Annotated in this window: 15 protein-coding genes; 13 read left to right on the forward strand and 2 right to left on the reverse strand. The window is 43.8% G+C overall.

What is annotated here, in order from left to right; genetic code table 11:
* Nucleotides 1-74 precede the first annotated feature (74 nt).
* From rplM to FD27_RS03140, 12 genes are all read left to right on the forward strand, one after another.
* Nucleotides 75-518 carry a 50S ribosomal protein L13 gene (rplM, locus tag FD27_RS03085; protein ID WP_057749337.1) on the forward strand — a complete coding sequence of 148 codons (444 nt, stop codon included), beginning with the start codon at nt 75-77 and terminating at the stop codon, nt 516-518.
* 7 nt (nt 519-525) lie between these two features.
* The gene (rpsI, locus tag FD27_RS03090) at nt 526-927 is read left to right on the forward strand and encodes a 30S ribosomal protein S9 (RefSeq protein WP_057749340.1); all 402 of its coding nucleotides are present in this window, start codon (nt 526-528) and stop codon (nt 925-927) included.
* A gap of 144 nt (nt 928-1071) precedes the next feature.
* Nucleotides 1072-1695, forward strand: coding sequence for a glycoside hydrolase family 73 protein (locus FD27_RS03095; protein WP_057749343.1), 624 nt, complete (start codon nt 1072-1074; stop codon nt 1693-1695).
* Between the two features lie 17 nt (nt 1696-1712).
* Nucleotides 1713-2291: a xanthine phosphoribosyltransferase gene (locus tag FD27_RS03100; RefSeq protein WP_057749346.1), complete on the forward strand. Its 579-nt coding sequence runs from the start codon at nt 1713-1715 to the stop codon at nt 2289-2291.
* Between the two features lie 14 nt (nt 2292-2305).
* The gene (locus FD27_RS03105) at nt 2306-3496 is read left to right on the forward strand and encodes an ATP-grasp domain-containing protein (RefSeq protein ID WP_057749349.1); all 1191 of its coding nucleotides are present in this window, start codon (nt 2306-2308) and stop codon (nt 3494-3496) included.
* 111 nt (nt 3497-3607) lie between these two features.
* Entirely contained in the window at nt 3608-5887 is a 2280-nt protein-coding gene (gene pcrA, locus FD27_RS03110; protein ID WP_057749352.1) for a DNA helicase PcrA, read from the forward strand.
* Between the two features lie 21 nt (nt 5888-5908).
* Entirely contained in the window at nt 5909-7951 is a 2043-nt protein-coding gene (gene ligA, locus FD27_RS03115) for an NAD-dependent DNA ligase LigA (RefSeq protein WP_057749354.1), read from the forward strand.
* A gap of 2 nt (nt 7952-7953) precedes the next feature.
* Nucleotides 7954-9066, forward strand: a complete 1113-nt coding sequence (locus FD27_RS03120) for a CamS family sex pheromone protein (RefSeq protein ID WP_057749358.1) — start codon at nt 7954-7956, stop codon at nt 9064-9066.
* A 137-nt stretch (nt 9067-9203) separates the two neighbouring features.
* Nucleotides 9204-9521: an Asp-tRNA(Asn)/Glu-tRNA(Gln) amidotransferase subunit GatC gene (gatC, locus tag FD27_RS03125; RefSeq protein ID WP_057749361.1), complete on the forward strand. Its 318-nt coding sequence runs from the start codon at nt 9204-9206 to the stop codon at nt 9519-9521.
* On the forward strand, nt 9521-10993 hold the full coding sequence (gene gatA / locus FD27_RS03130) for an Asp-tRNA(Asn)/Glu-tRNA(Gln) amidotransferase subunit GatA (protein WP_057749364.1): 1473 nt from the start codon (nt 9521-9523) through the stop codon (nt 10991-10993). Before gatC ends, gatA begins: the two co-directional genes overlap by 1 nt.
* 1 nt (nt 10994) lies before the next feature.
* The gene (gene gatB / locus FD27_RS03135; RefSeq protein WP_057749367.1) at nt 10995-12419 is read left to right on the forward strand and encodes an Asp-tRNA(Asn)/Glu-tRNA(Gln) amidotransferase subunit GatB; all 1425 of its coding nucleotides are present in this window, start codon (nt 10995-10997) and stop codon (nt 12417-12419) included.
* Nucleotides 12420-12434: 15 nt separating this feature from the next.
* Nucleotides 12435-13442, forward strand: coding sequence for a diacylglycerol kinase (locus FD27_RS03140; RefSeq protein WP_057749370.1), 1008 nt, complete (start codon nt 12435-12437; stop codon nt 13440-13442).
* A gap of 100 nt (nt 13443-13542) precedes the next feature.
* On the opposite strand, the gene FD27_RS03145 is transcribed toward FD27_RS03140, so the two are convergent.
* Complete coding sequence (locus FD27_RS03145; RefSeq protein WP_057749373.1) at nt 13543-13959, reverse strand: MarR family winged helix-turn-helix transcriptional regulator; 417 nt, start codon at nt 13957-13959, stop codon at nt 13543-13545.
* A complete protein-coding gene (locus FD27_RS03150; RefSeq protein WP_083482682.1) occupies nt 13959-15269 on the reverse strand; it encodes an MFS transporter in 1311 nt (436 codons plus the stop codon). Before FD27_RS03150 ends, FD27_RS03145 begins: the two co-directional genes overlap by 1 nt.
* A gap of 280 nt (nt 15270-15549) precedes the next feature.
* Between FD27_RS03150 and rlmD the strand changes: the two genes are divergently transcribed.
* A complete protein-coding gene (rlmD, locus tag FD27_RS03155; protein ID WP_057749380.1) occupies nt 15550-16926 on the forward strand; it encodes a 23S rRNA (uracil(1939)-C(5))-methyltransferase RlmD in 1377 nt (458 codons plus the stop codon).
* Nucleotides 16927-16940 lie beyond the last annotated feature (14 nt).

Here is a 16940-nt window from a genome sequence, read left to right on the forward strand (position 1 = left end):
TGGTATTTCTTTTCCATCTAATAACTCGGTACACTATTATATGTAAAAGAAAAACAAAATTGGAGGACTTAATCGTGAGAACGACATACATCGCAAAACCTGGTGAAGTTGATCGCAAGTGGTACGTTGTCGATGCTAAGGATGTCCCAATGGGTCGTCTGGCCACCGTCGTCGCATCAATCCTGCGTGGTAAGAACAAGCCAACCTATACTCCACACGTTGATACTGGTGACAATGTCATTGTTATCAATGCTGCACAAGTTAAGTTAACTGGTAAAAAGGCTACTGACAAGATTTACTACCGTCACTCAGAATACACTGGTGGTTTGAAGCAACGGACTGCTGGTGACTGGCGTGCTAAGGAACCTGAAAAGTTGGTTGAACATGCTATTAAGGGTATGCTTCCACACAATTCCTTAGGACACAAGATGGGATTAAAGCTTCATGTTTATGCTGGTGAAGACCACAAGCATGCTGCTCAGAAGCCTGAAACACTCGACATTACTAACTTAATCTAAGGAGGGAATGGAATTGGCTCAACAAGTACAATACAACGGTACTGGTCGGCGTAAGGACGCTACTGCCCGTGTTCGCTTAGTACCAGGTTCTGGTAAGATTACGATGAACGGTAAGGCAATCGAAGACTACATTCCATTTGCCAACTTACGTGCTATCGTTAACCAACCATTTGATGTTACTAAGACTAATGGTCAATACGATGTCTTAGCTAACGTTAATGGCGGTGGCTTCTCTGGTCAAGCTGGTGCAGTTCGTCACGGTATCGCCCGTGCACTGCTCAACGTTGACCCTGACTTCCGTGATGCCCTTAAGAAGGCCGGTCTTTTGACTCGTGACCCTCGTATGAAGGAACGTCGTAAGCCAGGTCTGAAGAAGGCTCGTAAGGCTGCTCAATTTAGTAAGCGTTAATATTTTCGATTATCGCTTCCATATGAAAAGCATCAGCATTTGCTGGTGCTTTTTAATTTCGACAAAATATATGGATAATCCCCTGTCAGTAAAGCGGATTTTTGCTACAATTAATAGCTAGTAGAATAAAAGGAGATTTCATCAATGGCAAAACGGAGACGTCGGCGGAGAAAAAAGAGTAGTGTGAGTCCATTAGTATGGCTGCTAGTGGCAATTATCGTCCTCCTAGGGGCTTACATTGGCCACCACTATTATCGAATTTGGAACCAACAACGCATTGAACAACAAGCACAAGAGCGGGACCGAGAAGCAAAGGAACGTTTTATTAAGCAGGTTGCTCCAGAGGCTCAGGCAATGCAGAATACTTATCATGTTTATGCATCAATTACTATTGCCCAGGCAATTCTAGAATCAAATTGGGGAACTAGTAAACTGTCTACCCAGTACCATAATCTATTTGGTATCAAGGGAACTGGTGCTAATTCACAAGTTATGACCACTAAAGAGTATATTAATGGTAAGTGGATTGTAACGAAAGGGCGCTTCCGGGTTTATGATAGTTGGGACGATTCTATTAAGGACCACACCAAATTGATGATGCACGGTACTGATATGAACCAACAGAATTATGATCGGGTTGTCAAAGCCGCTAACTATCAGGAAGCGGCGAAAGCCCTGCAAGATTCAGGCTACGCGACTGATCCTGACTATGCTCAAAAGCTAATTTCCGTTATTCAGACCTATAAGTTATATAATTATGATAAATAGTGCAAAGGAGCAGGAAGATGAAAGAGCTTAAAGAAAAAATTGAACAGTACGGAACAGTTTTACCTGGTAATGTGTTGAAGGTCGATGCCTTCCTTAACCACCAGGTTGACCCGGAATTAATGTTGCACATCGGACAAGAATTCGCTAAACGTTTTGCCAATGAAGGCATTACCAAGGTCTGGACGGTCGAATCATCAGGGATTGCTCCAGCTGTGTTCACCGGGCTGGCAATGAAGGTTCCTGTTATCTTTGCACGGAAGCACAAGAGCCTGACCCTTAATAATGATATGTACACCGCTGATGTCTACTCCTACACAAAAAAGACTACTAACCGGATTTCTATTTCTAAGAAGTATGTTGACTCAAGTGACAAGATCTTGATGATCGATGACTTTCTGGCTAATGGTCAAGCAGTTGAAGGAATGCTGGAAATCGCTGACCAAGCTGGTGTTGATGTTGCTGGTGCTGGAATTGTGATTGAAAAGAGTTTCCAGCCTGGGGCGAATGAATTGAAGGACCGGGGAATCCGTGTTGAATCATTAGCTCGTATTAAGTCACTGGATAACGGCAAAGTTGAGTTCATGCCAGAACAATAGGAGGGGTGTTGTAAATGAGTACAAAGCCAATTTTCCCTGGGAGCACTTTAGGGATTATCGGGATCAACCGTAATGGTGGTGCCCTGATTTCTTGTGCCAAGAAGGCCGGGTTTAACGTTGGGGTATATGTTGATCGTGCCCAGCCAAATATCACGAAGATGGCTGATTTCACACTGGATGGCGCATATAATGACAAAGAAAAGTTAATGCAGTTTGGAGAAGCCTGCGATGCCATTATTTACCAAACTCCTAATATTGATTCTTCAGTTCTGCGTTACTTGGGTCAATATGCAGCTATTCCACAGGGAATCAATGGTTTGGAAATCGTCCAGGACCGTTTAATGGAACGGGCTTTCTTAGATCAGGTAAACATTAATATTGCCCCATATGTGACTGTGATCGGCTTAGATGATGTTTACCAATCCATTGATTCCATTGGTTATCCAGCCCTTTTGAAGCCTATTCAACGGGGGATTGGTGAACAGTCAATGATCATTCGTCGGCAGTCTGATATTACGCGAGCAGCCGAATTTATTGATACTGGTACGTATTTGCTGGAATCGTGGATTGAGCACACTCATGAATACACGATGACCGCTGCGGTAAGTGGGGATGACTTACAGATCTTCCCTGTGGCTGAATTGAACTATGATGATGACCGGCAATTGATTTCGGCGGCTGCGCCAGCGGAAGTTAATGATGATATGGCAACTGAAATGCGGCGGATTGTTAAGAGTGTTGCTGCTTCCCTGCAGTACACCGGTGTCTTCTCAATTAATTTCTACGTCACATCGACTGGGACCCTTTATGTCAAAAACATTGAACTAGGGTTAACATCGATTGCCAATGTTTACGACAGTACAACTAACGTTAACCAGTATGAAGAGCAAATCCGGGCCGTTGTTGGCATGCCAATCCACAACATTACCAACTTACAATCCGGGTTATTGATGGTTGTCCGTAATTACCAGTCCCGTGCTATTCAACGGCAATGGTTATTGAAGGATAACTGGCAATTCCGCTTCTTCAATGATGTTGACGGCAATGATCCGCAAGCACTACTGGGCTTTGTCTGGGTAACTGGTGAGGAAGACCTCCAGGCACTGCAAGAACAAGTTGATAACACCGAGGTTTGGAATACTAAACCAGCGGAACCAACTACTGATGAGCAAGCAGACCAAGGCCAATCAGAAACAAATGAATAATTCACTAATCTGCAATCAATCTGATTGCAGATTTTTTAGTAACATACGTTCGATTCACACCATTAAACTGCAAAATTTGGTATAATATGAGCCGACTGATTTTTAGAGAGGATGGAACAAGGCGTGAGTAGTCAATCATTATTAGACGGTATGAACGATAAGCAAACTGAGGCAGTTTTAACTACTGAAGGTCCCTTATTAGTAATGGCCGGTGCTGGTTCTGGGAAGACCCGGGTACTAACTCACCGGGTAGCTTACCTGATCGAAGAAAAGGGTGTGCTTCCTTGGAATATTTTGGCGATTACTTTCACCAATAAGGCTGCTCGAGAAATGAAGGAACGGGTCGGCAAGCTCCTTGGTGAAAGCGCTCGTGATGTTTGGGTATCGACTTTCCACGCCCTGTGTGTGCGGATCTTACGGCGTGATATTGAGAAACTTGGTTATAACCGAGCATTTACTATTGCGGATACCAGTGAACAACGGACGTTAATGAAGCGGATTTGCAGTGAACTGAACATTGATACCAAAAAGTTTGATCCAAGGAGTATCCTGTCTGCTATTTCTAACGCGAAGAACGCTCTCCAGACACCTGATGAATATGCTAAGGAAGCTAATGGGATGTTCGAACAATTAGTTGCCCGAGCCTACAAACTTTACCAGCAGGAACTAGAAGCTAACCAATCGTTAGACTTCGATGACCTGATCATGAAGACGATTGAGTTGTTCGAAAAAGATCCCGAGACGCTCGAATTTTACCAGGATAAGTTCCATTACATTCACGTTGATGAATACCAGGATACCAACGATGCCCAGTACAAGTTGGTTAACTTATTAGCCCAAAAGTATCAAAACCTGTGTGTTGTCGGTGATGCTGACCAGAGTATTTATGGCTGGCGTGGCGCTAACATGAATAACATTTTGAACTTTGAACGTGACTATCCAAATGCCCATACGGTAATGCTGGAGCAAAATTACCGTTCAACCCAAACCATTCTGGATGCAGCCAACGAAGTGATTGAAAATAACGTCCAACGGAAGAAGAAGAACCTGTGGACGGAAAATGGCAAAGGAGACAAGATTTCGTATTACCGGGCGCAAAACGAACACGATGAAGCCCAATTCATTGTTGCTAAAATCAAGGAAGAACATGACCAGCATGGTTATAACTTCAACGATTTTGCAGTTCTCTATCGGACAAATGCCCAATCACGGATGATCGAAGAAACCTTCCTTAAGTCCAGTGTCCCATATACGATGGTCGGTGGTCACAAGTTCTATGACCGGAAGGAAATCCGAGACGTCTTGGGCTACTTAACCCTAATCGTTAACCCACAAGATTCGATTTCTTTCACCCGAGTTGTGAATACACCTAAGCGGGGTATTGGGATGACCAGTGTCGAACATCTCCGTGAATTTGCGGATGAAAATCATTGGTCACTGTTGCAGGCAGCAGAAAATGTTGATATTGCCAATAATATTTCAACTCGTACCCGGACTAAAATTGATCAATTTGGCCAACTAATGCGTGACTTAACAAAGCAAGCTGAATTTCTGAATCTGACTGATCTGACGGAAGAAATTTTGGAACGCAGTGGCTACAATAAGTCCCTTAAAGACGATCGTAGCTTGGAAGCCCAGGCACGACGGGAGAACTTAGACGAATTTAAGTCCGTTACTAAAGAGTATGATGAACAGCACAAGGATGACGATGATAGTAATATCCAGAAGATCACCAATTTCTTAGCTGACTTAGCCTTGGTGTCTGACCAGGATGATGTTGACGAACAAGCTCCTGCCGTGACGTTGATGACTCTCCATGCCGCTAAGGGACTTGAATTTCCAGTTGTGTTCTTAGTGGGGATGGAAGAAGGAATCTTCCCACTATCACGAGCCATCATGGAAGATGACGAATTGGAAGAAGAACGTCGGTTAGCCTACGTTGGTATTACGCGTGCTAAAAAGAAGCTCTACCTGACAAATGCTTTCTCGCGGCTGCTTTATGGGCGTATTCAACGCAATCAGCCGTCACGCTTTGTGGAAGAGATCAATCCGGATCTCTTGAAATTTGAAAATAGTGATGAAGAAACGTCAGTTAGCGGACAGAAACTGCCATTTGGTGGTGATGCTGCAACTGCAACCACGTACCGTCACCAGCAAAAACACCAGTATCGTAGTGCAGGCAAACGGGTCAAGCCGGTTACGAACACTGGGACCGGTGCTGATAAGGTATCATGGAAGACTGGTGATAAGGTCAGCCATAAGAAGTGGGGTCAAGGAACTGTCGTAAAGGTCAGTGGAACTGGTAACGATATGGAACTTGATATTGCTTTCCCTGACCAAGGAGTTAAACGGCTGCTGGCCAGTTTTGCACCAATTAAAAAAGTGGATTAACAATGAAGTGAGGCCAATTTCATGGATAATAAGCAAACACCAGTTGAAGAATTAACGTTAGCTCAAGCCCAACAGGAAATTGGGCCCCTTCGTGCACAAATTAGTCAGTGGGGTCGTGAGTATTATGAACAGGATAATCCGACTGTTGAGGATTACGTTTATGACCGTGCTTACCAACGGCTGGTCCAAATCGAAACTAAATTTCCGGAATTAGTTACTCCTGATTCACCGACGCAACGAGTTGGTGGGGAAACGGAAAGCCAATTAACGAAGGTCCGGCATGAAATCCCGATGTTGTCGATGGGGGATGTTTTCTCGCTCGATGAGTTAATGGACTTTAACAGTCGTCAGCAAGATAATGCTGATGTTGAGGTTACCCCAGAATATAATTTGGAACTCAAAATCGATGGACTGTCCCTGTCCCTGGTTTACGAAAATGGGAAGCTTGTCCAAGGTTCCACGCGGGGAAATGGAAATATCGGTGAAGATGTCACGGCTAATGTGATGACTATTAAGTCGGTTCCCCACGAATTACCTGAACCACTGTCAGTTGAATTTCGTGGTGAATGCTACATGCCAAAGAAATCCTTTGCTAAATTGAACGCTGCGCGTGAAGCTGCGGGACAGCCGACATTTGCTAATCCACGGAATGCGGCAGCGGGTAGTTTACGGCAACTTGATCCTAAAGTGACTGCTCATCGGGACTTAGATACGTTTATGTATTATGTTCCTGAATACCAAAAGATTGGTGTCAGTACGCAGGCGGAAGCCCTGGATAAGATGCGTGAACTAGGCTTTAAAGTGAACCCCAATAATCGAGTGGTCCATAACCGGCAAGAAATTGAAGATTACATCGATGAATACACTGCTCAACGTGATCAACTGACTTATGGGATTGACGGGATTGTCGAAAAGGTTAATGACCTGGATACCCAGATTGCCCTTGGAAATACTGTCAAAGTTCCACGCTGGGAAATTGCTTATAAGTTTCCTCCCGAAGAAGAAGCCACGGTTGTTCGTGATATTGAATGGACTGTCGGCCGGACTGGGAATGTGACACCGACTGCAGTAATGGATCCAGTTCAGTTAGCGGGGACCACTGTTAGTCGGGCGTCACTCCACAACCCGGATTACCTGCAGGATAAGGATATCCGCATTGGTGATACGGTTTATCTTCACAAAGCTGGCGATATTATTCCAGAAATTTCGCAAGTTGACCTTAAGAAGCGTCCTGCTAATAGTGAACCTTACCAGATCCCAACGGAATGTCCGGTATGTGGTTCTAAGCTAGTCCATTTAGATGATGAAGTGGCTTTACGGTGCATTAACCCAATGTGTCCAGCGCAAATCAAGGAAGGCTTAGCTCACTTTGCCTCGCGGAACGCGATGAACATTGATGGGTTAGGCCCTAAGATCATTGAGCAATTGTGGGATAAGAAATTAATCCATGATGTTGCTGGCTTATATGCCCTTAATCGTGATCAATTATTAACTTTAGATAAATTTGGTGATAAATCAGCCACTAATCTATTGACATCGATCGACAATAGTCGTAATAATTCTGTCGAACGTCTTTTATTTGGCCTTGGTATCCGCCATGTTGGTGCTAAGGCAGCACGTTTGATTATGGAACATTTTGGTAACCTTGATCACCTGATGCACGCATCTGCGGATGAAGTATCGTCAGTGGATGGTATTGGGCCAACGATTGGTGAAAGTGTGGAGACATATTTCGCTAACCAGCAAGTGGTTGAGCTGATCAATGAACTGCGTGATTCTGGTATTAATTTTGAATATCTTGGTAGTACCACACCAGTTGATGAGGACAGTGAGTGGAACGGTCGTCGGGTTGTATTGACCGGGAAACTGGTTGAGATGACCCGTGGTGAAGCTAAACAATGGTTAGAAGATCATGGGGCTAAGGTTACCAGCAGTGTTTCTAAGAAGACTGATATCGTCATTGCCGGTGATAAGGCGGGTAGTAAACTCACTAAGGCCCAAGATCTGGGTATCACTGTTTGGGATGAAGGACGCTTTCACCAGGCAATGGAGGAGGAACAATAATCGTGAAAACCAAGTGGAAAAAGGTCATCATTAGCACTGTGCTTCTGATGTCAACAATCGTTTTGGCTTCATGTGGAAAATCATCATCCAAGGATTACAGCACGACCGGATCTGGTGCGGGTAATTATCAAGGGGTGATCCACAAGGGACACTACCGGGTCAGCAAGGCGCGGGGTGTTAACACTGGCCAGAACAGTAATCCCTATAACTTAAAGAGCTTTGAAAGTGGCTTAACCCAAGTTTCCAAACGGGTATTCTCCACCAAGAGCTACATCTTCCAAGAAGGTCAGTACTTAGACACCAATACTGTTGAAAACTGGTTAGGACGGAAGACCAAGAAGAACCCTGAAGGATTGAACCCTGCCCAAGGTAAGAAGAGCAATCCAAATCCAGAATACGTTCAGCAAATTGAAGAACAGGATTACATGCAAGAAAGTGGTAATTCAATGAAGCTGAAGGGCGTTACGATTGGGATTGGGATTAACTCCGAATACAATTACCAAAAGAAGACTGATGGACCAAATTACACGAAGAACATCTCCAATGATGAGGTTCATCGTCAGGGTGAAATTGCGGCCCAAAAGGTTTTAAAGCGTCTGCGTCAAAATCCAGCATTAAAAGACGTCCCAATTGTTATTGCTCTGTACAAACAGGCTCCTGATGATAGTTTAGTTGGTGGCAGTTTCTTTGCTTACAGCAAGAACAATGGTGACTCCATTAGTAGCTGGCATGACTTGGATTACAAGACTGCTGTTCTGCCAAAGGCTAATGGGACGAATAACAGTACGACTGAATCTAACCAAACTGACAATGATAACTTCTCAAACTTCAAGAGTCAGGTACAGAACTTCTTCCCGAATGTTTCTGGTGTGACTGCGCAAGCTCAATATGATGGTAAGTCCTTGACGGGGATGCACATCACGGTGACAACACAGTTCTACAGTCAAACGGAAATTAACAGCTTCACACAGTATATTGCACGGGCTGCTAAGAAGTACTTGCCAAGTGGGATTCCAATTGACATTAAGATTCAATCTGATTCCCAGATGCAATCCGTTGTTTACCGGAATAATGGTTCCGATAAGTGGCAAACGCACATTTTTGAATCGTACTAATTAAATCATGATCGACAAAAGAGGATGGCTAGCAAGTCATCCTCTTTTCTTCACCCTAATTGCTGAAATACAGGACAATTCTGTGCTAGAATGATTAAATGTATGTAGACATAATTTCTTGAAAAGAGGTAGAGAGAATGGCCAGTAAGATCACTGAGCAACAAGTAAAACACGTTGCTGAACTTGCCAAACTTGAATTCCCTGAAGATGAGCTCGGTAAGTTTACCACTCAATTAGGCAACATTATCGATATGTTCGAAGATTTGACGCAAGTTGACACAGATAACGTTGAACCAATGACTTCAGCTACTGATCGCGTTAACGTAATGCGTGAAGACAAAGCCGTTAAGAGTTCTAAGGAAGAAACCGATGCATTGTTGAAGAATGCACCAGATACTGATGATGGTTACATTCGTGTTCCAGCAATCATTGACGAAAGTGAGGACGGCGAATAATGGATTTCTACCAAACCGATCTATCTCAATTACATGCTGATTTAGTAAACAAGAAGATCAGTGCTACCGAATTAACGAAGGAAACCTTTGACCACATTGAAGCTAATGATGATCAAGTCAAGGCTTTCTTAACAATGAACAAGGAAGCCGCTTTGAAGAAGGCTGCTGAAGTCGACGCTGCTGGTATTCAAGACGATCAATTAACTGCAGGTGTTCCATTGGCTGTTAAGGATAACATCTTAACCAAGGGCTTGCGGACGACCGCTGCTTCCAAGATTTTAGAAAACTTTAACCCTGTTTACGATGCTACTGTTATTGAAAAGTTGAATGCTAACAACTTCATCAATGTTGGGAAGACTAACCTGGATGAATTTGCGATGGGGTCTTCAACTGAAAACTCTGCATTCTTCACAACGCACAACCCATGGGACCTTACCCGTGTTCCTGGTGGTTCTTCAGGTGGTTCCGCTGCTGCTGTTGCCGCCGGCGATGTCCTTGGTGCTCTTGGAACTGATACTGGTGGTTCTATCCGGATGCCAGCTTCATTTAACGGTGTTGTTGGGATGAAGCCAACTTACGGCCGTGTTTCTCGTTGGGGAATCATTGCTTTCGGTTCTAGTTTTGACCAAGTTGGTTGGTTAACCCGGACTGTTAAGGATAATGCTCTGTTAACGGCCATGATTTCTGGGAACGACCCTCACGACATGACTTCTTCAGTCAAGGAAGTGCCAGACTGGGCTGCTCAACTGAATGATGATACCAACGTTAAGGGTCTGCGGATTGCCGTACCAAAGGAATACTTTGAAGGGATCAACGATGATGTTCATGACGTCATCAAGGCTGCCCTTGACCATCTTGAATCCTTAGGGGCAATTGTGGATGAAGTTTCCTTACCACACACTAAGTACGGTGTTCCAGCTTACTACATTCTGGCATCATCTGAAGCATCATCGAACTTACAACGTTACGATGGTATTCGTTATGGCTTCCGTGCTAAAGATGTTAAGAACATTGAAGATGTTTATGTTCGTTCACGGACAGAAGGCTTTGGTGAAGAAGTTAAGCGGCGGATTATGCTGGGGACCTTCTCACTTTCAGCTGGTTTCTACGATGCCTACTTCAATAAGGCAGCGAAGGTTCGTCGCCTAATGGCCCAAGACTTTGATAATGTCTTCAAGGATCATGATGTGATTGTCGGTGCTACTGGTGCTACCCCAGCATTCAAGATTGGTGCTGAAATTGATGATCCACAAACCATGTACATGAACGATGTGCTGACTGTTCCAGTTAACATGGCCGGCTTACCTGCAATGTCTGTTCCAGCTGGATTCTCAGCTAAGAACGGGATGCCTGTTGGTCTTCAAATCATTGGTAAGGCCTTCGACGAACAAACAGTTTACAACACTGGTTACGTCTTTGAACAAACCACTGATGTTCACAAGAAAGCACCTAAGTTAGGAGGTCAAAACTAAGATGAACTTTCAAACAACTATCGGTCTAGAAGTTCACGTTGAATTAAAGACCAAGTCCAAGATTTATAGTCCATCACCAGTTGAATATGGTGACAAGCCTAACACTAATACTAACGTCATCGATTGGGGATATCCTGGTGTCCTGCCAACCTTAAACAAGGGTGTTGTTCGTGATGGTATCATGGCAGGATTAGCTCTGCATGCTCAAATTGCCCACCACATGCACTTTGACCGGAAGAACTACTTCTACCCAGATAACCCAAAGGCTTACCAGATTACCCAATCTGAAACACCAATTGCTCACGATGGTTGGATTGAAATTGAAGTCAACGGTAAGAAGAAAAAGATCGGGATCGAAGAAATGCATATCGAAGAAGATGCCGGTAAAAACACGCACACCAGTAAGTATTCTTACGTTGACTTGAACCGTCAGGGAACTCCCTTGATTGAAATTGTTTCTAAGCCTGATATTGCTTCTCCAGATGAAGCTGTTGCATACTTGGAAGCTCTTCGTCAACGGATCCAATTTACCGGGATTTCTGACGTTAAGATGGAAGAAGGTTCGATGCGGGTTGATACTAACATTTCGATCCGGCCAATCGGTTCCGATAAGTTTGGTACTAAGACGGAAATGAAGAACATTAACTCCTTCAACTACGTCCGTAAAGCATTAGCATTCGAAGAAAAGCGTCACCAAAACGTTCTTTTGTCTGGTGGCACGATTGCCCAAGAAACCCGTCGTTACGATGAACCAACTGGAACTACTGTTGCCATGCGGACCAAGGAAGGTTCCGATGATTATCGTTACTTCCCAGAACCAGATATTCCTGATTTGAACGTTAGCGATGACTGGATTAACGAAATTAAGTCTGAAATGCCAGAAATGCCTGGTGAACGTCGTCAACATTACGTTAAGGATCTAGGCTTAACTGATTACGATGCCATGGTTCTGACCCAGACCAAGGAAATGTCTGATTTCTTTGAAGCAGCAGTTAAGGATGGTGGCGATCCAAAGCGGGTTGCTAACTACCTGATGAACGATGTGAACTCATACTTGAATGATAACCACGTTGACCTGCCTGATACTAAGTTGACCCCAGCTAACTTGGCTGGCATGGTTAAGTTGATTGATGACGGGACAATTTCCTCCAAGATGGCTAAGAAGGTCTTCAAGGGAATTTTGAATGGTGAAGAACCAAACGCCTACGCTAAGGAACATGGTTTAGTTCAATTATCTGACCCTGCTCAATTGCAACCAATCGTTGACGATGTTTTAGCTAACAACGCTCAATCCATCGAAGACTACAAGAACGGTAAGGACCGGGCTGTTGGTTACTTAATGGGTCAAATTATGAAGCAAACCCGTGGTAAGGCTAACCCACAAGTGGTTACTAAATTACTAAAGAAGTCATTAGACGCTCAATAAACAGGAGGGATAGTCATGCGCAAACGTGCTCGAATTATTTATAATCCAACTTCGGGTCGGGAAGCGTTACGCACGTACCTTGTTGATATCCTGTCAATCTATGAAAAGGCGGGGTATGAAACCAGTGCCTTTGCGACAACTCCTGCGCCTAATTCTGCACGCAATGAAGCAAAACGGGCTGCTGAAGAGGGCTTTGATCTGATCGTTGCTGCTGGTGGTGATGGAACGCTCAATGAAGTTGTTAACGGGATTGCCGGATTAGAACACCGGCCCACGTTAGCAATCATTCCGGCAGGGACGACGAATGACTATGCTCGTGCATTGCGGATTCCGCGTGATGATCCGATTGCTGCAGCTAAGTTGATCTTGCGTAAGAACAAGAAGTTCAAGATTGATATTGGCCAAGCTGGTGACAAATACTTTATGAACATTGCGGCTGGTGGGACGTTAACGGAACTGACTTACGACGTTCCTTCACAGATGAAGTCCTTATTCGGCTATGCAGCGTACCTCGCAAAGGGGGCCGAACTGCTTCCTCGAATCAAGCCGGTTGAAATGAAAATTAAGTATGATGATCATGAATACAAAGGTCAAGTTTCGATGATCCTGTTAGCCTTGACCAATTCTGTTGGTGGCTTTGAGCAAATTGTGCCAGATGCTGCTTTGGATGACGGTAAATTCACGATGATCATTGTCAAGAAGAGCAGTTTGGTTGATATGATGAGCTTAATGGCCAAGGCCCTTCAAGGAAATCACTTGGAAGACCCTCGGATCATTTATGCAAAAGCAGCGAATGTTGACTTACAGCCATTGGATAAAGCAGATCGCCTGATGATTAACCTTGATGGTGAATATGGTGGCGATGCACCAATGCAGTTCCATAATTTGAAGCAACATCTCGAAGTCGTTGCCAACCTGGATGAAATCCCTGATGATGCAATTACTGAGTCTGAAGACTTTAAGCGTGTCGAGAAGGACTTCGTTAAGGGTGTCGATGAGATTAAGGATCAAAAACAGAATTAAGATTGAAAGAGGCCAATCATTGGGTCTCTTTTCTTTATTAATAAAGACTAAACAAAGAAGCAATCGGCACCAATGTGGTACTGATTGCTTCTTTGTCTGTTTAGTTGATAAATTTTTGTCGGGTATTATATAGCCATTGTTGAAATTTCTCACGTTGCTCAGGTGCAAATGACGACAATGCTTCTTCATTGACCTGCTCAGTGATCGCATGAATTTGTGGAATTACCTTTTTACCTTGACTAGTGAGAAATAGTAAAGTTTGACGACCATCTGAAGCGGACCGCCGCTTTTCAAGCCAACCTTGTTTTGTTAAGCGATCGACCTGGCGAGTAATACTGGATTGATCACGGATAATCCGTTCTGCTAAACCGGCTTGACTGATACCGGGGGTTTTATCAATGATCATTAAATAGAAATAATTAATTTCTGACAAGCCCAGAGAGTGTAATAAATGGTCTAATCGACGGCGGATTAATGCGTTCAAAATCGCGACTTGACCGACAAAATCTTCTTGCATTACTGTTGTTTCAATCCTTTCTGACTGGAATAGATTAAGCAGCCGGCTAATGACAGGATAGCAAAAAGTAAAGTGATGCCCATTGACCAGCGCATCCCCAAAATTGGATTGCTAGGTACATCGCTAATCACGACTACCATTGTTACCGCTAGTGCTCCGGCCATTTGACGCAACGCATTACTCAATGCGGTTGCTTGACCAATATCTTCCTTGCGCATGTGCAGGTAAGATTCAGACATTGTTGGGACAAATGCCATCCCAATTCCCACCATTCGACCAATATACAGCAATGTCAGACTGACCAGCGAAATATGATCGGTAATAAATAAGGTTGGAATAGTGGTCAGAATACATAAAATAAGCCCTGGAATTGCTACTAAGTTGACACCAATGCGATCGTACAAGCGGCCGACAATCAGGCCAGTAATAGCATCTAAAAATGCCCCGGGAAATAGGATTAGCCCCGCTGTCATACTTGAAACATGCAGACTATTTTGGGCAAAGACAGAAATCATCTGTTCAGCACTGAGAAGAGTCATGAATAGAAAAGTTCCTGCAATGAGCATTAAGCGGAAAGGACGATATCTAAAGACAGTGAAGTCCAAAAGAGGAGTATCTAAATTTGCTTGGTGCTTATAGAAAACTATTGATACTATAACTCCAATTACCAGCATCAAGCAACCTAATACCAATTGGTGATCAAAAAAGGAAAAGCTAGCTAAAAATAGTCCTGGTCCAATGACTAATTCCAAGATAGATAATTTATCGAGTTTAATGGGATGGGCATGAGTAAACACGGGCATTACTACAAAACTGGTTAACCAAATTATTATCATGAAAGGTAAAACAACCCAAAAAATTGAGCGCCACCCCCAAAACTTCATCGTGACCCCAGCGAGGGTTGGACCAATAGCTGGGCCAAAAGCGATGACGAGGGATGACAATCCCATAATTGTTCCTCTTTTTTCTGGTGGATAAATAGAGACCAGTACTGTCATTTGGAAAGAAATCAATACGCCACCAGCTGCCGCTTGAATTAAGCGGGCAATTAATAAACATAGGAAGTTCGGAGCGACACATCCCAATAGTGTACCCACAATAAAGATTGCTAGGACTCCAGAGAACAGTTGCCGATTGTTATAACGTTCGTAAAGATTAGCTGAGAGAGGAGTGGTGATTCCAAGCACCAAGGTATAACCAGTTGTCAGCCATTGAACAAGGTTTAATGGTTGCTGCAATTCATTTTGAATAACTGGAATGGCAGTTACCACCATCGTCTGGCTCATCAGACTAATAAATGAAGCAAGCAATAGGATAATGGCAATTAAAGTTCGTTGCCGCTTTGTAATAGATATAATAAATCATTCCTCCTTAAGATACATGCATATGCATTTAACTTCGAATAAGATTATAGATGCATATGCATGTATTAGTCAAGGAAGAATGACAATAGTAGGATGACTATGCATGAGATATGAGGTATCACCATAGTTGACGGCTATTTATTATTTATAAATTTCTGGCTCGCCTTAACTCACGCTTTTGTTTATAATAGGAGAAGTTTATTACGAGATTAATGGAGGAATAAGGTTGAAATTACACATTCCAGTACATAAAAATGAAGAATACCCAGCTAAAGTGGTTGATTTGACATACGAAGGTAACGGGGTTGTCAAAATTGATGACTTTCCAGTATTTGTACCCAACGCTTTACCAGGCGAAAAAATTACGGTGCGGATTACTAAAGTTGCTAGCCATTTTGCCTGGGGCCGCGTCATGGAATGGCAAAGCAAGAGTCCTGACCGTGTTAACGTTAAGGATAAAAAATATATTCAAACCGGGATTGCACCGCTAGGGCATCTTAAGTATGCAGCGCAATTGAAGTTTAAGCAGCACCAGATCAAGGAGTTGCTGGAGAAAGCGCACTTAGCTGACATTGAGGTAGCACCGACGATGGGGATGGACAAGCCATATCACTATCGCAATAAGGCTCAAGTACCAGTAAAGTTAATTCATGGACAATTACAAACCGGCTTTTACAAGCGGGGAAGCCACACGCTGGTCCCAATTGAGGACTTCTATATTCAAGATCCGAAGATTGACGAAGCCGTCGTTGTTGTTCGTGACTTGCTGCGAAAGTACCACATTCAACCATATGATGAACGAACTGGCAAGGGTGTAATTCGGACGGTAATGGTACGACGGGGATACTACAGTCATGAAGTGATGGTAGTCCTGGTCACGAATACTAAACGGTTGCCAATGGCTGACCAGATTGTTGATGGGATCGTTGCTGGTGTGCCAGAGGTCAAGTCAATTGTGCAGAACCTGAACGACAAGAAGACGAACCGTTTGCTTGGTGATAAGAATAAAACTTTGTGGGGTGCTCCTGAAATTCATGATCAGTTGCTGGGCATTGATTTTGCCATTTCGCCGCTGTCGTTCTACCAGGTTAACCCGCAACAAACAGAACGACTGTACCAAACTGCCATCGACAATGCTGGCTTGGATGGATCACAAACCGTGATTGATGCTTACTGTGGGATCGGAACGATTTCTCTGGCAGTGGCCAAGAACGCCAAGCAAGTGTATGGGGTAGAAATTGTTCCGGCGGCAATTGATGATGCTAAGCACAATGCCAAGCGGAACGGGATTAAGAATGCCAAGTTTGTTGTTGGCAAGGCAGAAGAGCAATTTGCTAAGTGGCAAGAAGCAGGACTAAAGCCGGATGTCGTTATCGTGGATCCGCCACGGAAGGGCCTGGCAGAAAGCTTGATTGAAGCAACTGGCAAGATGGCACCGAAGAAGGTTATTTATGTGTCGTGTAATCCAGCCACTTTAGTTCGAGATATTCAGCGCTTTGCGGATCATGGTTACCACGTTACGAAACCGATCCAACCGGTGGACCAGTTCCCACAGACAACACATGTTGAGAGTGTTACTGTCCTTGAACGCACAGAAAAATAGCCGACAAACCGCGT

This window comes from Limosilactobacillus frumenti DSM 13145, from assembly GCF_001436045.1.
GTDB lineage: Bacteria > Bacillota > Bacilli > Lactobacillales > Lactobacillaceae > Limosilactobacillus > Limosilactobacillus frumenti.

Coding starts and splice junctions, on each gene's coding strand:
- rpsI (WP_057749340.1), top strand. CDS start 526: ATGGAATTGGCTCAACAAGTACAATACAACGGTACTGGTCGGCGTAAG.
- FD27_RS03095 (WP_057749343.1), top strand. CDS start 1,072: ATGGCAAAACGGAGACGTCGGCGGAGAAAAAAGAGTAGTGTGAGTCCA.
- FD27_RS03100 (WP_057749346.1), top strand. CDS start 1,713: ATGAAAGAGCTTAAAGAAAAAATTGAACAGTACGGAACAGTTTTACCT.
- FD27_RS03105 (WP_057749349.1), top strand. CDS start 2,306: ATGAGTACAAAGCCAATTTTCCCTGGGAGCACTTTAGGGATTATCGGG.
- pcrA (WP_057749352.1), top strand. CDS start 3,608: ATGGAACAAGGCGTGAGTAGTCAATCATTATTAGACGGTATGAACGAT.
- ligA (WP_057749354.1), top strand. CDS start 5,909: ATGGATAATAAGCAAACACCAGTTGAAGAATTAACGTTAGCTCAAGCC.
- gatC (WP_057749361.1), top strand. CDS start 9,204: ATGGCCAGTAAGATCACTGAGCAACAAGTAAAACACGTTGCTGAACTT.
- gatA (WP_057749364.1), top strand. CDS start 9,521: ATGGATTTCTACCAAACCGATCTATCTCAATTACATGCTGATTTAGTA.
- gatB (WP_057749367.1), top strand. CDS start 10,995: ATGAACTTTCAAACAACTATCGGTCTAGAAGTTCACGTTGAATTAAAG.
- FD27_RS03140 (WP_057749370.1), top strand. CDS start 12,435: ATGCGCAAACGTGCTCGAATTATTTATAATCCAACTTCGGGTCGGGAA.
- FD27_RS03145 (WP_057749373.1), bottom strand. CDS start 13,959: ATGCAAGAAGATTTTGTCGGTCAAGTCGCGATTTTGAACGCATTAATC.